The sequence below is a fragment of the Nocardia sp. NPDC051832 genome (genome assembly GCF_040681285.1).
GTDB lineage: Bacteria > Actinomycetota > Actinomycetes > Mycobacteriales > Mycobacteriaceae > Nocardia.
Genome location: NZ_JBFAYL010000002.1, coordinates 1,282,157 through 1,300,090 on the forward strand (window position 1 = coordinate 1,282,157; position 17,934 = coordinate 1,300,090).

Annotated in this window: 20 protein-coding genes; 8 read left to right on the top strand and 12 right to left on the bottom strand. The window is 65.2% G+C overall.

The window, feature by feature from the left end:
* Positions 1 to 5 precede the first annotated feature (5 nt).
* From AB0M14_RS15815 to AB0M14_RS15870, 12 genes are all read right to left on the bottom strand, one after another.
* Positions 6 to 308: a hypothetical protein gene (locus AB0M14_RS15815; protein WP_364994660.1), complete on the bottom strand. Its 303-nt coding sequence runs from the start codon at positions 306 to 308 to the stop codon at positions 6 to 8.
* The gene (locus AB0M14_RS15820; RefSeq protein WP_364994663.1) at positions 305 to 1,420 is read right to left on the bottom strand and encodes a DUF4192 domain-containing protein; all 1,116 of its coding nucleotides are present in this window, start codon (positions 1,418 to 1,420) and stop codon (positions 305 to 307) included. Before AB0M14_RS15820 ends, AB0M14_RS15815 begins: the two co-directional genes overlap by 4 nt.
* A 191-nt stretch (positions 1,421 to 1,611) precedes the next feature.
* Positions 1,612 to 2,355 (bottom strand): DUF2637 domain-containing protein, encoded by a 744-nt coding sequence (locus AB0M14_RS15825; RefSeq protein ID WP_364994666.1) that lies wholly within the window; start codon positions 2,353 to 2,355, stop codon positions 1,612 to 1,614.
* A 173-nt stretch (positions 2,356 to 2,528) separates the two neighbouring features.
* Entirely contained in the window at positions 2,529 to 3,653 is a 1,125-nt protein-coding gene (locus AB0M14_RS15830) for a site-specific integrase (protein ID WP_364994668.1), read from the bottom strand.
* Positions 3,650 to 4,204 carry a hypothetical protein gene (locus tag AB0M14_RS15835; protein WP_364994670.1) on the bottom strand — a complete coding sequence of 185 codons (555 nt, stop codon included), beginning with the start codon at positions 4,202 to 4,204 and terminating at the stop codon, positions 3,650 to 3,652. Before AB0M14_RS15835 ends, AB0M14_RS15830 begins: the two co-directional genes overlap by 4 nt.
* A gap of 134 nt (positions 4,205 to 4,338) precedes the next feature.
* Positions 4,339 to 4,785 carry a hypothetical protein gene (locus AB0M14_RS15840; protein ID WP_364994672.1) on the bottom strand — a complete coding sequence of 149 codons (447 nt, stop codon included), beginning with the start codon at positions 4,783 to 4,785 and terminating at the stop codon, positions 4,339 to 4,341.
* Positions 4,786 to 4,901: 116 nt separating this feature from the next.
* The gene (locus AB0M14_RS15845; protein WP_364994675.1) at positions 4,902 to 5,825 is read right to left on the bottom strand and encodes a hypothetical protein; all 924 of its coding nucleotides are present in this window, start codon (positions 5,823 to 5,825) and stop codon (positions 4,902 to 4,904) included.
* On the bottom strand, positions 5,812 to 6,195 hold the full coding sequence (locus AB0M14_RS15850; protein WP_364994677.1) for a hypothetical protein: 384 nt from the start codon (positions 6,193 to 6,195) through the stop codon (positions 5,812 to 5,814). Before AB0M14_RS15850 ends, AB0M14_RS15845 begins: the two co-directional genes overlap by 14 nt.
* Positions 6,131 to 6,913, bottom strand: a complete 783-nt coding sequence (locus AB0M14_RS15855) for a hypothetical protein (protein WP_364994680.1) — start codon at positions 6,911 to 6,913, stop codon at positions 6,131 to 6,133. Before AB0M14_RS15855 ends, AB0M14_RS15850 begins: the two co-directional genes overlap by 65 nt.
* 195 nt (positions 6,914 to 7,108) lie before the next feature.
* The gene (locus AB0M14_RS15860; protein ID WP_364994682.1) at positions 7,109 to 7,783 is read right to left on the bottom strand and encodes a DUF3137 domain-containing protein; all 675 of its coding nucleotides are present in this window, start codon (positions 7,781 to 7,783) and stop codon (positions 7,109 to 7,111) included.
* Positions 7,784 to 7,801: 18 nt separating this feature from the next.
* Positions 7,802 to 8,395, bottom strand: coding sequence for a LemA family protein (locus AB0M14_RS15865; protein ID WP_364994685.1), 594 nt, complete (start codon positions 8,393 to 8,395; stop codon positions 7,802 to 7,804).
* A gap of 160 nt (positions 8,396 to 8,555) precedes the next feature.
* Positions 8,556 to 10,094 carry an alanine/glycine:cation symporter family protein gene (locus AB0M14_RS15870; protein ID WP_364994688.1) on the bottom strand — a complete coding sequence of 513 codons (1,539 nt, stop codon included), beginning with the start codon at positions 10,092 to 10,094 and terminating at the stop codon, positions 8,556 to 8,558.
* A gap of 309 nt (positions 10,095 to 10,403) precedes the next feature.
* Here AB0M14_RS15870 and AB0M14_RS15875 point away from each other — a divergent pair, with 309 nt between their 5' ends.
* The 8 genes from AB0M14_RS15875 (at position 10,404) to AB0M14_RS15910 (ending at position 17,929) form a co-directional block, all read left to right on the top strand.
* On the top strand, positions 10,404 to 11,330 hold the full coding sequence (locus AB0M14_RS15875; protein ID WP_364994690.1) for an ABC transporter ATP-binding protein: 927 nt from the start codon (positions 10,404 to 10,406) through the stop codon (positions 11,328 to 11,330).
* On the top strand, positions 11,327 to 12,952 hold the full coding sequence (locus AB0M14_RS15880) for a polyketide antibiotic transporter (RefSeq protein ID WP_364994692.1): 1,626 nt from the start codon (positions 11,327 to 11,329) through the stop codon (positions 12,950 to 12,952). The genes AB0M14_RS15875 and AB0M14_RS15880 overlap by 4 nt, the downstream gene beginning before the upstream one ends.
* Positions 12,953 to 12,986: 34 nt before the next feature.
* Positions 12,987 to 13,430 carry a DUF6653 family protein gene (locus AB0M14_RS15885; RefSeq protein WP_364994695.1) on the top strand — a complete coding sequence of 148 codons (444 nt, stop codon included), beginning with the start codon at positions 12,987 to 12,989 and terminating at the stop codon, positions 13,428 to 13,430.
* A complete protein-coding gene (locus AB0M14_RS15890) occupies positions 13,427 to 13,696 on the top strand; it encodes a TetR/AcrR family transcriptional regulator (RefSeq protein WP_364994698.1) in 270 nt (89 codons plus the stop codon). Before AB0M14_RS15885 ends, AB0M14_RS15890 begins: the two co-directional genes overlap by 4 nt.
* 166 nt (positions 13,697 to 13,862) lie before the next feature.
* Entirely contained in the window at positions 13,863 to 14,384 is a 522-nt protein-coding gene (locus AB0M14_RS15895) for a hypothetical protein (protein ID WP_364994701.1), read from the top strand.
* Between the two features lie 175 nt (positions 14,385 to 14,559).
* Positions 14,560 to 15,867, top strand: coding sequence for a Na+/H+ antiporter NhaA (gene nhaA, locus AB0M14_RS15900; RefSeq protein ID WP_364994704.1), 1,308 nt, complete (start codon positions 14,560 to 14,562; stop codon positions 15,865 to 15,867).
* Between the two features lie 107 nt (positions 15,868 to 15,974).
* Positions 15,975 to 16,352 carry a hypothetical protein gene (locus AB0M14_RS15905; protein WP_364994707.1) on the top strand — a complete coding sequence of 126 codons (378 nt, stop codon included), beginning with the start codon at positions 15,975 to 15,977 and terminating at the stop codon, positions 16,350 to 16,352.
* Entirely contained in the window at positions 16,268 to 17,929 is a 1,662-nt protein-coding gene (locus AB0M14_RS15910; RefSeq protein WP_364995831.1) for an acyltransferase family protein, read from the top strand. Before AB0M14_RS15905 ends, AB0M14_RS15910 begins: the two co-directional genes overlap by 85 nt.
* Positions 17,930 to 17,934: the final 5 nt, after the last annotated feature.

Below are 17,934 nucleotides of genomic sequence, written 5' to 3' on the forward strand. Positions count from 1 at the left end.
TGCTCTCAGCCGAAGGCGTCGATCGCCTGGCCGTTTCGCCAGTTCTCCCATGCCCGGAAGATGGCGGGCCGTGACCGTCCCTGGGCGACGACGGCGGCATAGGCTTTTCCGAAGTCAACTGCGTCACCGGATCCAATACCAGCGTGATCGCACCAGCCGCGCGCGTATCCGATTGCCTCCCAGCACATCACCCGCGCGTCCATCGAACCGTCGATCGCTCGCTGCCACTCCTCGAAGCTGGGCACGCGAGCCGAATCCGGTGTGGGGTGCGACGAGGTGGTCATCTCGGGCTTGTCGAGATCGCTCACCGTGACACCTCCGAGCTCCGGCGCAATGGCCCCAGATCGACTCCGAGGTCGGTGGCCACGTCGTGACCGCTACGAGCTACGCGTCGCAACGGCCCGGGGCGCATCCCCGTACGCAGACCCGTCTCCAGCTGTCCGGCCATGAAGTGGCTCGGCTCTACCGCCAGCGCCGCATCGAAGGCCATCCCGGCGAACGGTCCATCACCGCGCACATAGGCACTGAAGCCCAGCACGGCCGCTGCGTCGGCACGTTCGGCACCGGGCAACGCTTGCACCATTCGCAGCCAGAGCTGTTCAGCGGGACCGGCGTATGTGGTGTACGGCAGGGCATACAACGTTCCGCGAACCGTTGGCTCTCGCAGTGCCCCAACGAGCTCGGCGATGGCCGCCGGGCTAGGTATTTCGCCGCAGGCTACATCCGCGATCCTCCACAGCACCATCTCCAGCAGAGCGCGGTGGTACCCGGCCAGCTCGTTGTGCCGGAGGGCGCGGAGATACCGAGCTTGGCGGCGTCGCTCCGCGGCAGCGAGTTCGACCGATACGACCTCGGCCTGGACAAGATTGGGATACAGCAGCGATTCGAGATCGGCGCGAGAGCGGTAAATCGGTCGACCATCCAGAGCGCGTGCCATAGCGATCGAGGACACGCCCGGGTCAGGGACGACCCCGCCGTCAGGTCTGGTCAACAGCGACCACCACAGCTGGTCGCCGTCCGTCGCCGGAACAGCCCAGGCTCCCGCGAGCAGGACCTCGTGCACGGCCAAAGAGCTGTCCAACGCAGAGGCGAGTATGGAGTACTGCGCGGTCCAATGATGGGGTGGCTCTGCGGGATCGGGAACTCCGAGGCGATCGTCGATGACCACTGCTAGCACTCGATCGGCCTGGTCGGCCGTGCAGATCCGGGCAACATTGAGCGCGATCGCTCTGAGCTGTTCACGCTGGTCGCCCGTCGGTTTCAGATTGAACCGAACAACTGAGCTCAGGGTCGGACTGGCATCCGCGGAACCGGGCCTGACAGCGGCTACGACCAGCGAGCGATGGGGAACGAACCCGAGCAGTGCGGGGATCGAGCTGATCAATTCGGCAGGGTCGGTGATGTGAAGGGAATCGGTCATGGTGGCTGCTCCTCGAGGTCAGAACCCGGGAACACGGATGGAAGTGACAGGAAACCCGTGCGCCCTGGGTCGGTGGGCGCAGCGCGTGAACACCGGTGACGCACAGGGGGCGTCAAGCCGCATGCTTTTCGCGGCTTGACCCCACGCGTCACCGGTGTAGCGTGCACACGCCCACCGACTCGGGGCGCATGTCATACAAGGCTCAGAGGCCGCCCCTTTGACATCGCGCGGGATCGCGAATCCTGAATATTTCGTGCGTCGCGGATAATTCGACTGACGGTGGAGCGACTGGGGTCGATAACCTCAGCAATCCGGGTAGGGCTCCAGCCGTCGTCGAAGTGACGGGTGAGAATCTCGGCGACCTGTTTCTCATCGCGACGTCCCGACGGGTCCTTGGCGCAGACGAGGGCGGCTAACGACGACCACCGTTCTGGACTCTCGGCCGAGACCGGTGCGAGCGTCGTAGCTCGTACCGTGTCCGACGAGCGGGAGTCGAGGACGATCTGTGCGTCTACTCCTGCTGCGGTGCCGGGTGCCGCATGTGCGCAGGTAGCCTCCTGCGTGCGCACGGTTTCAGCCTTCGTGCGCACGTACTTTTCAGCCGGGGTGTGTGCCAGAGCGAGTAGCGCGACCGTGGCCTGTGCTGCCGAGCCCTCGATGATCACCGGAAACAGCCATGCAATTTCGGTGGGCACAGCTGCTAGCACCGCGAGCGCACGTAGAGCGGTGAACGAAAGCCAGAACGCCGCAACGGTCAGGGCAACCGTCATCGTGGTGGCGATCGCAGGGACGATCCGCCCAGCGGTCTCGGCGCGCAAGAGAATGCCGACACCGTGGACCGCGGCGAGCAGAACCAGGGGCGGGACCGCGGCCACAGCGGCCGCGATCACGAGATAACCCGCAGCGTGCAGTACCGCGTGCGTTGCGTTGCCCACGACGCTGACACAGGATGCCGCTGCCAGCACCCGCCAGAAGAAGCGGTGTGCACGGTCTCGCCCGCCAGGGCTGGACGCGGCTCCTACGCCGGCAGTAGACGTGACCATCTCACTGACCCCGACCGGCCTGTGCGCACAGGCGGTGAGTAGCCGTACAGAGGATTTATGACTCATCACGCGGCGACTCCCATCGGGTCGAATGGAATCTGGTCAGCCTGATGCCAGAGAAGGCCAGGATTCGCCGCGAGGGGATGAGGCTCACAGGTCAATGCGGCGAGCGCTGCGGCGACCTCTTCTATACCCGCTCGGGTATAGATCGTCGTAGCGCCACGGCTGTGCTCATGGGCATGTCCGGCATACGTTTTCGCAACCGAGTGGCCGAAATTTCGTTCCACCCAGCGGAGCGTTGTATGCCGAAGCCAGTGCGACGAAATCCGATGGGTTGCCACCGCGGGTATTTCACGGCCGATGCGTTCCCACATGACGTCGTAACGGCGTTTGCTAATGGGCATGCCGTCTTGGTAACGCAGGAGCTGTCGAGCAGCATCAGGCTTGAGCGGGCGCCCGTTCCGAGTCTTCCTGCGGCCTGGGTCGTACCGCTCAACCCGCTCGCTGTAGTGGTTCTGCAACGCGACCATCAAGGTGGGAGAAACGGGTTGCCACCGCTCGGTCTGGCCCTTTTCTCTAAGGAGTACGAGGCACTGCGCGGGGTCGAGGTCTTGGCTTCGCAACGCCAGCGCGCCGCTGAGACGGCAGGCGGTTTCGATGTGCAGCCGGATCAGGAGGGTGTCGAGATCTGGGTCGGTGCCGCCTTGGTTTGCGACCTGGTTGATTTGTGCGAGCAACGGGTTGGGGATTGCTCGGCGATTCGATGGCAAAGGCCGAGGGCGCTCCAAGCAAGCCGAGGGGTCGTTGGTTTTGGAGATGTACCGGTCATCCACGGCGAATCGATAGAGGCAGCGCAGTGCGTGGTAAAAGTGCTCGACGGCGTACCTGCCGCCGCGATCTGATCGACAGATCCGCCGCTGTTGCCGAGCTGATTCGATAAGAGCCTTGAACTCGCTGACTGTCGGTTCATCAAGCCGCTTGTCTGGCCAGATCTTCTTCCAGTAGGTCATATATATGTCTCGGGTGACCGTATCGGGCATCGCGGCGTACACGACCGGGATGTACTCGGCAAACGTCGGAACCTGCCGTCGAATCGGAGCTGCATCGCGCAGATCGTCGACACTGACGCCGAGCCGATCGATCAGCATGATCGCGGTGGCGATATCCGAATTCGTCGCGGGGATGGTCATTTCTCGCCTCCGTTCTCTCGGTTTACGAGACGGTCGATGACCATGGCGTCGAGTACGTACAGAGGAAACACGACCAGGCGGCCATGTTCAGTGTCGGCTGTCATGAGCACTCGATCACCGGCCCGGATGCCGGTGCTCCTGCGGATTTCCGAGGTGATCCGCAGGTTGCCGTCGTTATGAACACGCAATCGGCGGGACCCCGGCCGCCCGATCACGACCAGGCCATCGCGAATTCGGTAATCGAGCTCATCGCCACGCTGCCAACCGAGCAATGAAAGCAGCTGCTTTTGGATGACACGGCCATCGCTGTCGACCGTGCTCATTCCATGGAACGACGAGCGCCGCTGCTCCGGTCTGATCCGCGGGACGGAAGCGAGAGGCAACCCGGCGGGTTTGCGCGGGGATGCCGCGACTCCGATACAGGAGGCGTCAATCGAGGTCGGGTTGAGGACGCCCGGGTTCACGGGCATCAGCGGTGTTTGTGCAGTTCGCGGATTCCGGATGTTCGGCGGATTCGCCTCAGAAGCGTGACCGACCGGTACTTCAGTCACCTGATCTGCGCGAATTCGCCCTGTTTCAGGGCCCATACCGTCACATCTTGCAGGACACACTCGTAACACCGACAACCGCCCGGCGGCGGGTGGCATTCGAGTCATCGGCGCCGTTGTTACGTGTGTCGTGTCGGCTATTCGGGGATGGCGGCCAGCTTTCGAGTCAGCTCGACGAGGAACCGAGCAGCCTTGTTCATGTCCGAATCGTCCAGGTGCAGGGTGCCGGTCGTGGTTCGTATTCCGGAGGTCGTGTAGATCTTGAACCGCGCATTCCACTGCTCGACCCGAGTCGCGAAGCGGACAAAGTCTGAACCATCCGCCCGCTTATCGCGGACCCAAACGGGCGGATCGAACTCTGTCGACTTCTTGAAACCGTCAACGCCTTCGGTCGGGTCAGGGTCGGATGGCGCACGACGAGATTCCCAATGACCAACCGGCTCTTCCCCCTGCGCCAGGTTACAAACCGCGCCGACAGACACAACGGTTTCCGGCTTCATAAGCGATGAGACATGCAAGTCCACCACATGTAACTCGTCTCTGAAAAAGCTGATCAGCGTGTCACATAGCTGACCTTGCGTCATCGCAGTGCGGGTTCCAGTCGCAGCGGGGGTTGCTTCGGATTGTGTGGATCGCGTGGTGGAACACCCTGTCCCGCATGCCAATACGCCGACCGCGAGAACGGCCAGGAGGGTCTTTCTCACTGGGCGACCACCACGGGGGCTGGGCCCAGCTCCCATTCGGATTTGTCGCCGTCGGCCGTCGTCCCGTCTCCGATCGCGTTCTTGATCCCTTCGAGCCCGTTGCCGTAGGCGCCCTTCACGCCCGGTGGCCACTTGTTGTCCGGGAGGCCCCTCTGGTACCCCTCGTTCTGCTCGATCTTGTTGCTCTCGATCATATTCGTAGCGGCGCTCTCTGCCATCGACCCGATCACTCCCACTATCAACGTCCTTGCGGCTTCCACGACATTTGCTAGCTCGCCTACACTGCTCACGGGGCCCCAGGGGAGGTCGAAGAGTCCGGAGATCACATTTCCTGTTGCCTCGACAACCTTGTTTTCCAGATCCTGAACCTTATTGGCCAGGTCGACGTAGAGCAGCAGTTCCGCCTCTGCGATGGTTTCGAGGCTTACCGCGATTTCTTCGAAGGTGTCAATCAATGAGTTCAGTGGTTTCGCCTGCGTGGTGCGCATCCCGCCGTACCGGCTTGCCGCGTCGCCGTGCCACTCGGTACTGAGGTTGGTTTTTTCGAAATCTGATTCCGCTTGCTGTACATAGGTTTTCAAGTTACGCCATTCGTTGGCGACCCTGATGAAGGTGACGGGAACTTCGAGGTCTGGATCAACCTTCTTCAGGTCGTTCTCGGAATTCCTAAGTGCTTCGTTGACCCTGTCGCGCTCCTCCCAAATCCTGGGAACAACTTGCGTCTCGATGATGACGGTCTGCAAGCCAAGGCTGGTGATGCTGGAGACATGTCCGACGCGAACCAATTTAACCAGGTGTCCGCACCAAGTTTGGACCTTCTCCGGCAGGTCGCCGATCTTCTCTATCTTCTCGCGGATGAATGCGATCTTTTCGAGGAGCGCTGCCTCTTCGGCGGTAGGTTCTTTTTTAGGCGTTGTCAACTTGCCCCTCCAGCTGCCGCAGCTTGCCCTGGTTGACGATATCCTGATCTTCATACGCGCGACGCGCGTAGTTGAGGGCCGTACTGATGTCGTTGTAGACGGTGACGCCTTCGTTGAGCCGGTCGCGGAAGTAACCCGGCACCGTCTTGTACTTCTCCAAGGCTTTATTGAATGTTCCTGCCTCGGTCGGTGCGATCTCGAGGCTGGGTGTGAGCGCGCTGCCCTGTTGGAGGTGGTCGGCCGCAAGTTGCCAGTGGGTAGCGGCTGTATTCATTGCTGTCAGTGCCACTCTCAACTCTGACATATCAGGCGATCCGTTCCTGTAGTAGTTGGAGTCGATGCCGATCCAGGTGATATTGGAGATCGTCATCGGAGTAGCGGGAGTAGTCGTACTGGACTGTGAACTTGGGACGCAGCGAGCGAATCTGGTCGGCGCACACCAGGATTTCATCGCCGATATCATCGGGATGTGCGGTCGCCGCCCAATCGCTCGAAATCGAGATCGAGCACAAATAACGTCGGTCAGCTTCTACGGTTACCGGGTGCTGCGAGCCGACCTCGATGCGGCCGCGCACGGTGTAGGTGCCGACGCCGATCATGCTGCTGGACACTGCGCAGTACTGATCCCAACTGTGTGTTTCGAGCAGAATCATCAGTAGGGTTCGCCGGCTCGGGGTAGCCGTGTCCGAAACCTCTTGCGGAGTGGGTAGACGCTCCGCCGCGGACGAATACGCCTCGTTGAGCCGGTCGACCACTGCTCCTCTGTACGCAGCCAAGAGTTCGTTCCCGGCCTCATTCGGCGCCACATAGCGGTTCCAGCCCGGGGTGAACCGGACGCGAATGGGAAGGAATCCGCGATCGACTTCTATCGAAGCGAACGACGACCCGGCCTTGGGAGGCTCCGGCAGATCCGCCCGTGCCATTGGCACAGCGATCGGTTCCGGGGGAGGGCTTGACGGAATTGGAGTCGAGCGAGCCGGCGGTGGCGACTGGCGGGCAGCGACAGCGGGCCGATTTCTGACAATGGGCTCGTCGTCCCAGAATTCGTCTGGATCGTCGAAGTGATTGAAGAATGGCTGGTTCGTCACAGCATCACCTTGAGGCGGTGTCGGCCGCTGACGTGCGGCTGAGTGTTGTACGGCGGAACTTGAATCAACCCCCCACAGCCGGTTTTCACGCTGTGCCGGGTCTGACCCGGCTCGCCCCAAGACTGGTCGCCCCGTGTCGATCTGTCAAACCAAACGATCTGAATACTGTGTGGGACGCGTTGTCGGCAGCGTGGTTCACCACCGCCACACGAAGTCCGGAACGAGTCTGATCACGGCGTCGAGGAAGTCGGCGTAGCGGTGCACTTCGTCGAGTCGCAGCTCGCCGGAACGGACAGTGATTGCCCAGTGGGCGTCGAATCGGAAGCCGACGGTGTTGGCGTGGGCGTCGGCCAGCAGCCACTCCATGGTGCGAGGGTTGAGGACGTCGTAGGCGAACCGCTCGCTGGTGGTCTGGATCTTGAATCGGTCGTTGAACTCCTGGCTTTCCAACTGCAGGCCGCGGTCCCCGAACAGGGACGACAGCAGGCCATTGTTCGCGCGACTGATCGACAGGTAGGGGCGCGGTGCCGGCAGCTCCAGGGCGACGAATTGCCATTGGTGCAGCTCGGTCTTATCGCGGTTGCGGGTGGTGTACTGGTACTCCCCGAATACCAGGGACCGGCCATTGTGACTGCCGCGGAAGATATCTCGTCCGATTCGGTCGGCGCCGACGTTGAACGGCGCGCGACTCGACAGCCGCGCCACACTGAGGTCGTTGGGCGTGTACCGCAGGCCGTGGTGGTGGGCCCACTGGTGCAGCCACGCCATCCGCGCCTGGCGCGCCTTCGTTCTCCGCCACGAAGCCGATATCGTGACGATGCTGAGGAAGATGACGACCACGCCCAGGGCGAGCAGCAGCGTGAACTCCATGCTTGTGTTCGACGGAGGTCAGTGCGCCGGCGGGAACAGCTGGCCGGGCTGCGGTGGCTGATTCGCCTGCCACAGTCCGCGGATCTGCGGAGTCGCGCCCACTTGCTCATCGGCGACGACGAAGTACTCCATCGTCTCGAAGGAGCACAACGCGGCGATCATGTTGGAGGGCACTGTCTCCAGGCGCGCGTTGTATTGCCGGACGTTGCCGTTGTAGAAGCGGCGGCCGGCGGCGATACGGTTCTCGGTCTCTGCCAGCTGGTACTGCAACTGGGCGAAGTTTTGGTTCGACCGCAGCTGGGGATAGTTCTCCGCCAGCCCGAAGAACCCGCGCACCGTAGTGCTGAGCTGTGCTTCCAACTCGCCTTGGCGGGCATGGCCGACATCATGAGCGTGTCGGCCATGCATCGCCGCAGCGCGCGCATTCAGCACCGCCAACAGCGCTTGCTGCTCGAAACCCGCGGCGATACGGGCAGTTTCGACAAGGTTGGAGATCAGGTCGTGCCGCCGCTGCAACTCGACATCGATCTGACGCCATGATTCCTCGATGGTGTGCCGCTGCCGGACGAAAGTGTTGTACGAAACGAACCCCCCGAGTACCAGAACGATCATGATGAGCACAAATACGAGTACGACAACCAGGTACACAGTCCAGGACCCTACCTGCTCCGCACCCGTCAGAGGTGTCCCGTCAGTTCGAAGGGGTGATGTGAATTCGGCTTGGCGCGAACCCGTGGGACGCGCGGCGGCGGCCCGGCTTCGACGGGCCCGTTCACGACGTGCTGTGTGTCCGCTCCTTGGCAGGCTTGTACGTCTCCCAGAAGGTGGCGCCGGTGATGTCGAGCGCACGCGGGTCGAAGACGGGATCCGAGCCGGATTTCCGCTGCCGTTCGAAGTCGCGCAGCGCTTTGAGGGCTGGTCGCTGGAGCACGATGATGCCGATGATATTGAGCCAGGCCATCAGGCCGACGCCGATATCGCCCAGCGCCCACGCGTCTTTGGCGGTGGAGACCGCGCCGACCGCGACCGAGATCAGAATCAGCGCCTGGAGCACCATGGTGGTGTTGGAGCCGAGGGTGCCGCGCAGGAACGGGACCGGTGTGCGTGCGTATTTGCCGAGCAGGAAGCGCAGGTTGGTTTCGGCCATGTAGTAGTAGGCGATGATCGTGGTCAAGCAGAAGAAGGCCAGCGAGATCGCGACGAAGCTGGAACCCGCGCCGCTCCACAGGGTGTCGAAACCCGCCTGGGCGTAGCCGGGACCGACGGCCACATCCGAGGGCAGCGCGCCGCCGTCGGCCCGCACCGCGCCGCTGGCGGATTCCCCGTCGAACACCCGGTAAGCGCCGGTGGACAGGATCAGGAAGCCGGTAGCGCTACAGACGAACAGGGTGTCGATGTAGACCGCGAACGCTTGCACAAGGCCCTGCTTGGCCGGGTGTGAAACCTCGGCCGCGGCGGCGGAATGCGGGCCGGTGCCCTGCCCGGCCTCGTTGGAGTAGACGCCGCGTTTGACGCCCCACATGACCGCCGAGCCGATGATCGCCCCGAACGCCGAGTGCACTCCGAAAGCGCTCGAGAACACCATGCTCAGTACACCGGGAATGGCCGAGGCGTTGGCGAAGACGATGACCAGCGAGACCGCGATGTAGCCGATGGCCATGAACGGCACCACGACGCCCGCGAACGCCGCGATGCGCTTGACGCCGCCGATGATCACGAACGCCAGCACGATGATGGTGCCGACCGCGACGCCCCACTGCGGCAGATCCCACGCCGAGTGCATGGCCGAGGCCATCGAGTTGGATTGCACGCTGGGCATCAGCACACCGCAGGCGAGGATGGTGACCGCCGCGAAAACGATGCCGTAGACCTTGAACGCCGAGGCGGCCCGGGTGTGGGCCATGGCCCGGCTGAAGTAGTAGGCGGGCCCGCCGCGGTACTCGCCGCTCTGCGGATCCTTGGTCTTGTAGATCTGACCGAGGGTGCATTCGACGAACGAAGTGGACGCGCCCAGGAACGCCACCACCCACATCCAGAACAGCGCACCCGGTCCACCGAACGCGATCGCGGTGGCCACGCCTGCGATGTTGCCGGTGCCGATACGGCCGGACAGCGACATGGCCAGCGCCTGGAACGAGGACACGCCCGAGGGGGATTTCTCACCCTGGAGCATCAACCGGACCATCTCCGGGACCTGCCGGATCTGGACGAATCTGGTTCTGATGGAGAAATAGACTCCGGCGGCCAGACATAGATAGATCAGGCCCTTGCTCCAGATATAGCTGTTGGCCGTATCGAGAAACGCGCTCACTGACAAACTCCGTTCGAGGGATCACCTTCGTCGGGGATCCTTGCACTAGTTTGTTAACCCGTGTTACCGACTGCGCACGGAGTTGTAATATTTTCGACTGCGCTGGGCATTGGGCGACGAAGTGTCGGCAGTTGGCCGTGCCTGCGGTCGGTTCGTTCGGAGGGCGCCGCCGACTCGAATCGGCCCGCGGAGACTCGGGCCGTCGGTTGCCGAAAGCCCGCGCCGGGAATTCATGCGGAGTAACCTTTCGGTAGGTGCGCCGGGAAGTCTGGTCGGCAGGGCATATCCGCCGACCCCGAAGGACTCCCGATGTCCACTGTTACGGCGCCGTCCGCGCGCGCCCGCGATCTCAACGCGCCCATTGCCATCGAGCATCTGTCAAAACGTTTCGGCCGCACCGTCGCCGTCGACGACCTCAGCTTGGGCGTCGGCCACGGCGAGGTGTTCGGGTTCCTCGGACCCAACGGCGCGGGGAAGTCGACGACAATCCGGCTGCTGCTCGGATTGATCCGCCCCACCACCGGAACGGCGCGGATCTTCGGTCACGACGCCGGTGATGTCCGGACCGCGCACCGGCACCTCGCCTATGTTCCGGCCGATGTCGCGCTGTGGCCGGCACTGACCGGCGCGGAGATGCTCGAGTTGCTCGCCCGCCTCGGCCCGGGCGTCGACCTCGCCTATCGCGCCGAGCTGATCGATCAGTTCGCGCTCGATCCGAACAAGCTCGGCAAGACCTACTCGACCGGCAATCGGCAGAAGGTTGCGTTGATCGCGGCATTCGCCACCCGCGCGCCACTGCTGGTGCTCGACGAGCCGACCAGCGGACTGGATCCGCTGATGGAGCACGAATTCCGGCGATGCGTCGCCGAAGCCCGTAATCGAGGGCAGACGGTGTTTCTGAGTTCGCACCAGTTGGGTGAGGTCGAAGCGCTGTGTGATCGGGTCGCGATCCTGCGCGCGGGCCGGCTCGTCGAGATCGCGACCTTGGCAGATCTGCGCCGACTGCATCGCACCCTTGTCGAGGTTTCCTACGACGGCGCGATGCCGGCGCTGGCCGATGTGGAAGGCGTCGTTGGCGTCGAAGCACTCGGCGAGGGCCGGGTGCGGTTCACGCTGTCCGGGTCGCCCGCTCCGGCGCTGCGGGTTCTGGCCGCCGCGCGGGTGACGGCGTTGTCGTTGCGCGAGCCGTCCTTGGAGGAGATCTTCCTCGACTACTACGGCGAGACAGTCCGATGACCGCCACTACCCCCAGGCCGGAGCGGCTGAACACAGCCGAGCCCGGGCGGGCGGTGCTCTGGCTGACCAGTCGTCAGGTACTGCGCGGCGCCGCCCTCATTGCGCTCACGGTCACCGGGATGTCGGCTCTGGTCGCCGCGCAATATCAGACGACCTTCGCCGGCGCTTTCGACGCCGGCGCGTTGCACGCGCTCGCCGAGAACCCCGCCATCCGAATCCTTTTCGGCGCTCCCCAGGCACTCGACAACGCCGGAGGTTTCACCGTCTGGCGTACCGGAACCCCGGTTCTGGTGCTCTGCGGGGCCTGGGCGCTACTTGCCGCTACTCGGATCACCCGCGGGGAGGAAGACGCTGGGCGCTGGGAACTACTGCTCGGCGGACGAGTACGCATGCTGGACCTGGTCTCGCGCGCAGCCGTCACGCTAGCGCTCGCCGCGGTTCTGCTCGCCACAGCGGTCGGAGCGGGACTGCTCGTGGCCGGCACCGACCCCATTGGCGCATTGCTGCACGCGCTGTGTGTACTGGGCACAACGATCACATTCGCGAACCTGGGATTGCTGGCCGCGCAGCTGTTTCCGTCGCGAGCCGCAGCCACCGGACTCGCTGCGGCGGCCTTGGGGTCGGCCTTGCTGCTGCGGATGCTCTCCGACGGTGTGGGCGTCTTGGCTTGGACCGCCTGGCTCACCCCCTTCGGCCTCGCGGCCCGCGCCGCCCCCTACGCCGAGGATCGGGTGGGACCCGTCCTTGTCCTGCTCGCGCTGGCCGCCGCTCCCGGCGCGGCTGCGCTCGTCGCCGCCCGCCGCCGCGATCTCGGCGGCGGTTTGATCGTGTTGAATGGCACGCGGTCCGCCAGGACTCGGCTCCTGGGTTCGGTGTCCGGCTTCGCTGTGCGACGGGCGCTGGCGCCCACCCTGGGATGGCTCGTCGGGATCGTGACCTATTTCTTGCTGATCGGCGCGCTCATCGCCTCGATTCTCGAATTCCTCGGCAAGAATCCGCGCTTCGCCGAGGTCGCCGCGACAGCAGGATTCGGCGGCCTCGGATCGGCTACCGGGTTCGCCGCCGCGATGTTCGCGGTGCTCGCCATGCCCGTCGGAGGCTACGCCGCCATCCGCATAGCGGCCTTGGCCGCCGACGAGCGAGCACGGCTCTGGAGCATGCTGCACGCCCTGCCGCTGTCCCGATATCGGTGGGCGGGAACCGAAATCGTGGTTACCGCAGCGGGATCTGCGGTCCTGCTGGGCGCGGCCGCGACGGCGATGTGGGTCGGCGCGGTGCTCGCCGGCGCGCCGCTGGGCTGGGGGCAGGCTCTCGCGGGCGCGTTCAATGTGGTTCCGGTGGTGCTGCTGTCCTTGGGTGCGGCTGTGCTGGCGCTGGGCTGGCGTCCGGCGGCCATCGGGGTCATCGGTGCCATCCCGGCTACCGGCGGCTTCTTCTTGGATGTCATCGCCCAGAGTGCCGGCGCACCGGCCTGGGTGCGTGAGTTATCTCCGTTCGCGCATCTGGCCGCGGTTCCCGCCACCGCACCGGACTGGTTCGCGAGTGCGGTGATGACGGCCGTCGCGATCGCCCTGACCGCGATCGGCCTCTACAGGTACAACCGTCGCGATCTAGATGACTGACCGAACAATCGAAACTGACAGGGACACAACGAAGATGGGCAACAACATGACCTTCGCCCGCGTCCGCCACACGATTTTTGCCCGGCACTCCAACCCTTGGAGCGCGTGGTCTCGCTGGGCGACCGCACCCTTGCTTCTGGTTCCGGTGTGGCGGCGTAGCTGGTCGCAGGGGATGCTCCTCGGCGCTTGGTTCGCGGTGAACCCGGTGCTCTTCCCCGCACCCGCCGACCAACGGGCCTGGGCAACCAGAGCGATTCTCGGAGAGGAACTGTGGGTCGTCGACCACCCCCGGGGTGCGGCCTTGGCCGTGGACGCCGCGGCCGCCGGTGCGGGGCTGCTCGCGGTGCTCGGGGCCTGGCATCGCCGCCCGGTTCCCACCGTCGTCGCCGCCGGAGCGTCGATGCTGCTGCTGATGGGGTACTGGGAGCTGATGGCTCGCTACTACGAAACGCATCGGACCGCCGACACCGGCGGGTGAGACGCCCAGGGCCACGGACCCGCGGTCGTGCCTCGAAGGCCCGCCGCGGCATCTCGAAAGGCGCCCTGTACCACTACTTCGGCTCGAAGCGGGAGCTGCTCACCGGCATCGTGGAACGAACCGCCGACACGGTGCATGCCCGGCTCGCTGTGGTGACCCCGGATCCAGACGTGGACGCGATCGGCAAGCTCGGCCGGCTGTTCATGACGGCGCTGTTGATCTGGGGGCTGTACGCCCTGATCAAGGAAAGCCTGCCCGCGAGCTGATATTCCGCTCGACCGGAGCGGGATGGGGTTTCGCACGGCGGTCGGCGCGTCGGCTTGCTGTATCGGAGGCTTTGCGGCACCTTCGAGATGGTGCGCCGGGAAGTCTGGTCGGCATAACCCGATCCTGTCCGGGGTCGGGTTGGACCGGCGATCGGCGGAAATCCGAGTGCACCCCCAGGCACGGCCCGCGAGGACGAGCGCACGAATCGGGCGGATCGTCTGTGCGGTTCTGCTCGCGGCCATTGTCGCGGGATGTGTCCCCCGCGGGACCGACGAGCCCGGTCGCGCAGACGCTGCGCCGACCCTGGATTGGCTGGCTATCGAACGGGATCGCCCCGACTGCTCCGATCACATCGCGTTGTTCCCGGGCCGGTTTCTCGATGAAGGCCGTATCCCGGACCCGCAGCGGAGTCCGGTCCTCAGCTTCCTGTACAAGATCTCCAACTCCACCTGGTGCGCGTCGGTCACCAGCGAAGATCTGGTCGAAACCGCCCGCGCCCTAGTCATTTCGTATCCGGCTGTCTGTGCGGGGTCCGCGCCGGGCCTGGATCCGGAGGTGATCGCCTTCATCGACGCCCGCACCGCCGGAGGACCGGTCGCCGCCGCGTACAACGGCATGGAGATGGGCATGGGTCGTTCCGGTGTCTATCTGCAGTTCCTCGCCGCCGTCGGCGCGGTCTTCTGTTGACCGAGGCCCTGGCGACCATGGCGCTGAGGGGATACCCAGGCGTGCCGAGTTTGCCTCCGCGTGCCTCTTTACGGCATCTTTACAGGAGGAGCGCCGGGAAGTCTGGTCGGCACAGCCTGCCCTGGGTTAGTCGCGGGGTAGGTGGCGGTGTGCACCCCAGGAAAGGCTCCGCTGGATGAATTCCCCCGATAACAGGCCCCGACTATTCGGCCCCGGTAGCTGGCCGGAGACTCGGCGTCTCGCCGAGGTCTTGCGGGGGGAGACCGTCGGGGGAATGTTGCTGATCATCGCCGCCGCGATCGGCCTGATCTGGGCGAACACGCCGTGGTCGAGCGCTTACGACACGCTACGCGAATTCCGCATCGGCCCGGAGAGCCTGCATCTGAACCTGTCGCTGGGCACCTGGGCGGCCGACGGGCTGCTCGCGATCTTCTTCTTCGTGGTCGGGCTCGAACTCAAACGGGAATTCGTCGCCGGTGATCTGCGCGATCCGCGCCGGGCGGCGCTGCCCGTGGTGGCGGCGGTCGGCGGAATGATCGGCCCAGCAGTGATTTTCGTCGCCTTCAACCTCGGTGGCGATGGCTTGCGGGGGTGGGCGATTCCCACCGCGACCGATATCGCTTTCGCGCTCGCGGTGCTGGCGGTAGTCAGCTCACACCTGCCGACGGCGCTTCGCACCTTCCTGCTCACCCTGGCCGTGGTCGACGACCTGCTCGCAGTGACTGTGATCGCCATCTTCTACACCGACGAACTGCACCTGAATTACCTGCTGCTCGCGGTGCTTCCGCTGGCGCTGTTCGCGTGGGCCGTGCAGAAACGGGTCAGCTCACCGTTCGTGCTTGTGCCGCTGGCGGTGCTCACCTGGTGGCTGATCCATCAGTCGGGCGTGCATGCCACCGTCGCGGGCGCGCTGCTCGGATTCACCGTGCCGGTCGCGCTGCGGGCGTCCAGGGGTATCGGTCCCGCGGCCGGCGACGAGGGTCTGGCCGAACGTTTCGAGCACCGGATCCGCCCGCTGTCCGCCGGATTCGCGGTGCCGGTGTTCGCGTTCACCGCGGCCGGCGTCACCGTGGGCGGGCTGGACGGGCTCGTCGACTCCCTTGGCGACCGGGTCACCCTCGGCATCATCGTCGGGCTGGTGTGCGGCAAGGCGCTCGGTATCACAGCGACGACGTTCCTGACGGCGAAATTGACCCGCGCCCAGCTGGACCGCGAACTCGGCTGGATTGATGTGTTCGGTGTCGCGCTGCTGGGCGGTATCGGCTTCACCGTCTCGCTGCTGATCGGTGAGCTCGCCTTCGCGGGAGATCCGCTGCGCACCGACCATGGGCGGATCGGTGTCCTGCTCGGCACCCTCACCGCGGCACTGTTCGCGGCGGCCGTGCTGCGGTTGCGCAATCGCAAGTACCGGCTGATCTCGGAAGCCGAAGCTCGCGACGACGACAACGACGGAATCCCCGACATCTATCAGAAGCACAGCTGAGCGGGATGGGGCTGGAACGAGGAGCCGAGGCGCCGGCCGGTTCCGCGAGTCCGGTTGTGCCGTCGGCGTATCGGCATGATCTGGACGGGTTGCGTGGTCTGGCGATAGTGCTGGTCGTGGTCTTCCACGTGTGGCTGGGCCGGGTGTCCGGCGGCGTGGATGTGTTCCTGGTGCTGTCGGGATTCTTCTTCACCGGAATGCTGTTGCGGCGCGACGAGGTCGATATCGGGCAAACCCTGCGCCGTACCGGACGCCGGTTGCTGCCCGCGCTGATGGTGGTGCTCGCCGCGGTGGCCGGTGCGACAGTGCTCGCGCGGCCCTACACCCAGGGGGCGATATCTCGGCGCAGACACTGGCCTCGGCGTTCTACTACCAGAATTGGTATCTGGCGGACGCCGAGCTGGATTACCTCGCACCCGATCCGTCGGTCAGTCCACTGCAGCACATGTGGTCGATGGCGGTGCAGGGTCAGTTCTACCTTGTGATGCTGGCCGTGATCGCGCTCTGGGCGCGCTGGACGGGCCGGCGACCAGGGGCTCGAATGGGGCTGCTGACCGGGCTGATCGCGCTGGCCGTGCTGTCGTTCTGGTACGCCGCGCAGGGCGCTGCCCAGCACCAGGCCTGGACCTACTACGACAGCGCGGCCCGAGCCTGGGAGCTGCTGGCCGGCGCTGCCCTCGCGGTCGCGGCGCCGTGGATAAGGCTCCCGCACCCGGTGCGGTCGGTGCTGGCGATCGCCGGTCTGGTCATGGTGATTTCCTGCGGAACGCTGATCGATGGAGCGACCCGATTTCCGGGTCCTGCCGCGCTGTTCCCGGTCGCGGCCGCCGCCGCCCTGATCGTTTCCGGGATGGGCGCGGCGACAAGGGTCAACCGGTTGCTGGCCACGCCGTTGCCGGTGTGGGCCGGTGGGCTGGCCTATGCGCTGTACCTGTGGCATTGGCCGGTACTGATCTTCTATCTGGCCGAATTCGGCAAGGTGACACCCGGTGTCGAGGGCGGACTCCTGGTGCTGGCGGCCTCGCTCGGGCTGGCGGTCCTGACCCGGCGGTTCATCGAAACCCCGGTGCGCCAGCATTTCTCGGCGAATCCGGCGCACGCCGATCTCGGCGTGTCGCGATGGCCGCGCTGGGCCGGGATGGTGACCGCGTTGACGGGCGTCGCGGTGCTGGGCTCCGCGCTCGGCTGGCAGCTAGTGCTTCATGCCAACCCGCCCCATCCGCCCGCCACGCTGGACGCGGCACGATATCCCGGTGCGGCAGTGCTTTTCGCGGGTGCGGCCGCCGAGCCCGCGCGGCTGCGCCCCACCGTGTTCGAAGCACAGCGGGATGCGCCCAGCCCGACCTTCGACGGTTGCATCACCTCGAACCGCGAGGTTCGCGAATGCGTCTACGGCGATGAGAATTCCGCGCGGACTATCGCTCTGGTCGGTGGCTCGCATTCCGAGCACTGGCTGCCCGCGCTGGAAGTCCTTGCCGACGAACACCGTTTCCGTATCGTCACCTATCTCAAGGAGGGCTGCCCGCTCACCCTCGCCGACGAGCCCTCCTACGCCGTGGCCCCGTTCCCCGAATGCCGCGAATGGTCCGCTGAGGTCCTGGACCGGCTCGCCGCCGACCGCCCGGACTGGGTGTTCCTCACCGCGACCCGCCCGCGCACCGACGACGGCGACCATGTGCCACCCGAATACCTCGACGTCTGGACCGAGCTGTCCGAGCGAAGCCTGAACGTGCTCGCCGTCCGCGACACCCCGTGGCCGCGCCGCGACGGCGTGAACTACCGCGCCCTGGATTGCCTGGCCTACCGGGGCACCGCCTACAGCTGCGGCATGCCGCGCCGCGCTGCCCTCGACGCGGACAATCCCGCCCTGGAACCCGCGTCGGCCTACCCCAACGTGTTCCCCTTCGACCTGACCGACGCCCTCTGCCGGCCGGAGCGTTGCCTAGCCGCCGAAGGCAACATCCTCGTCTACCGCGACGAACACCACATCTCCGCCAGCTACGCCCGCACCCTCGCCCCCGAGCTCGGCCGGCAGGTCGGCGAGATCACGCGGTGGTGGTGACCGGG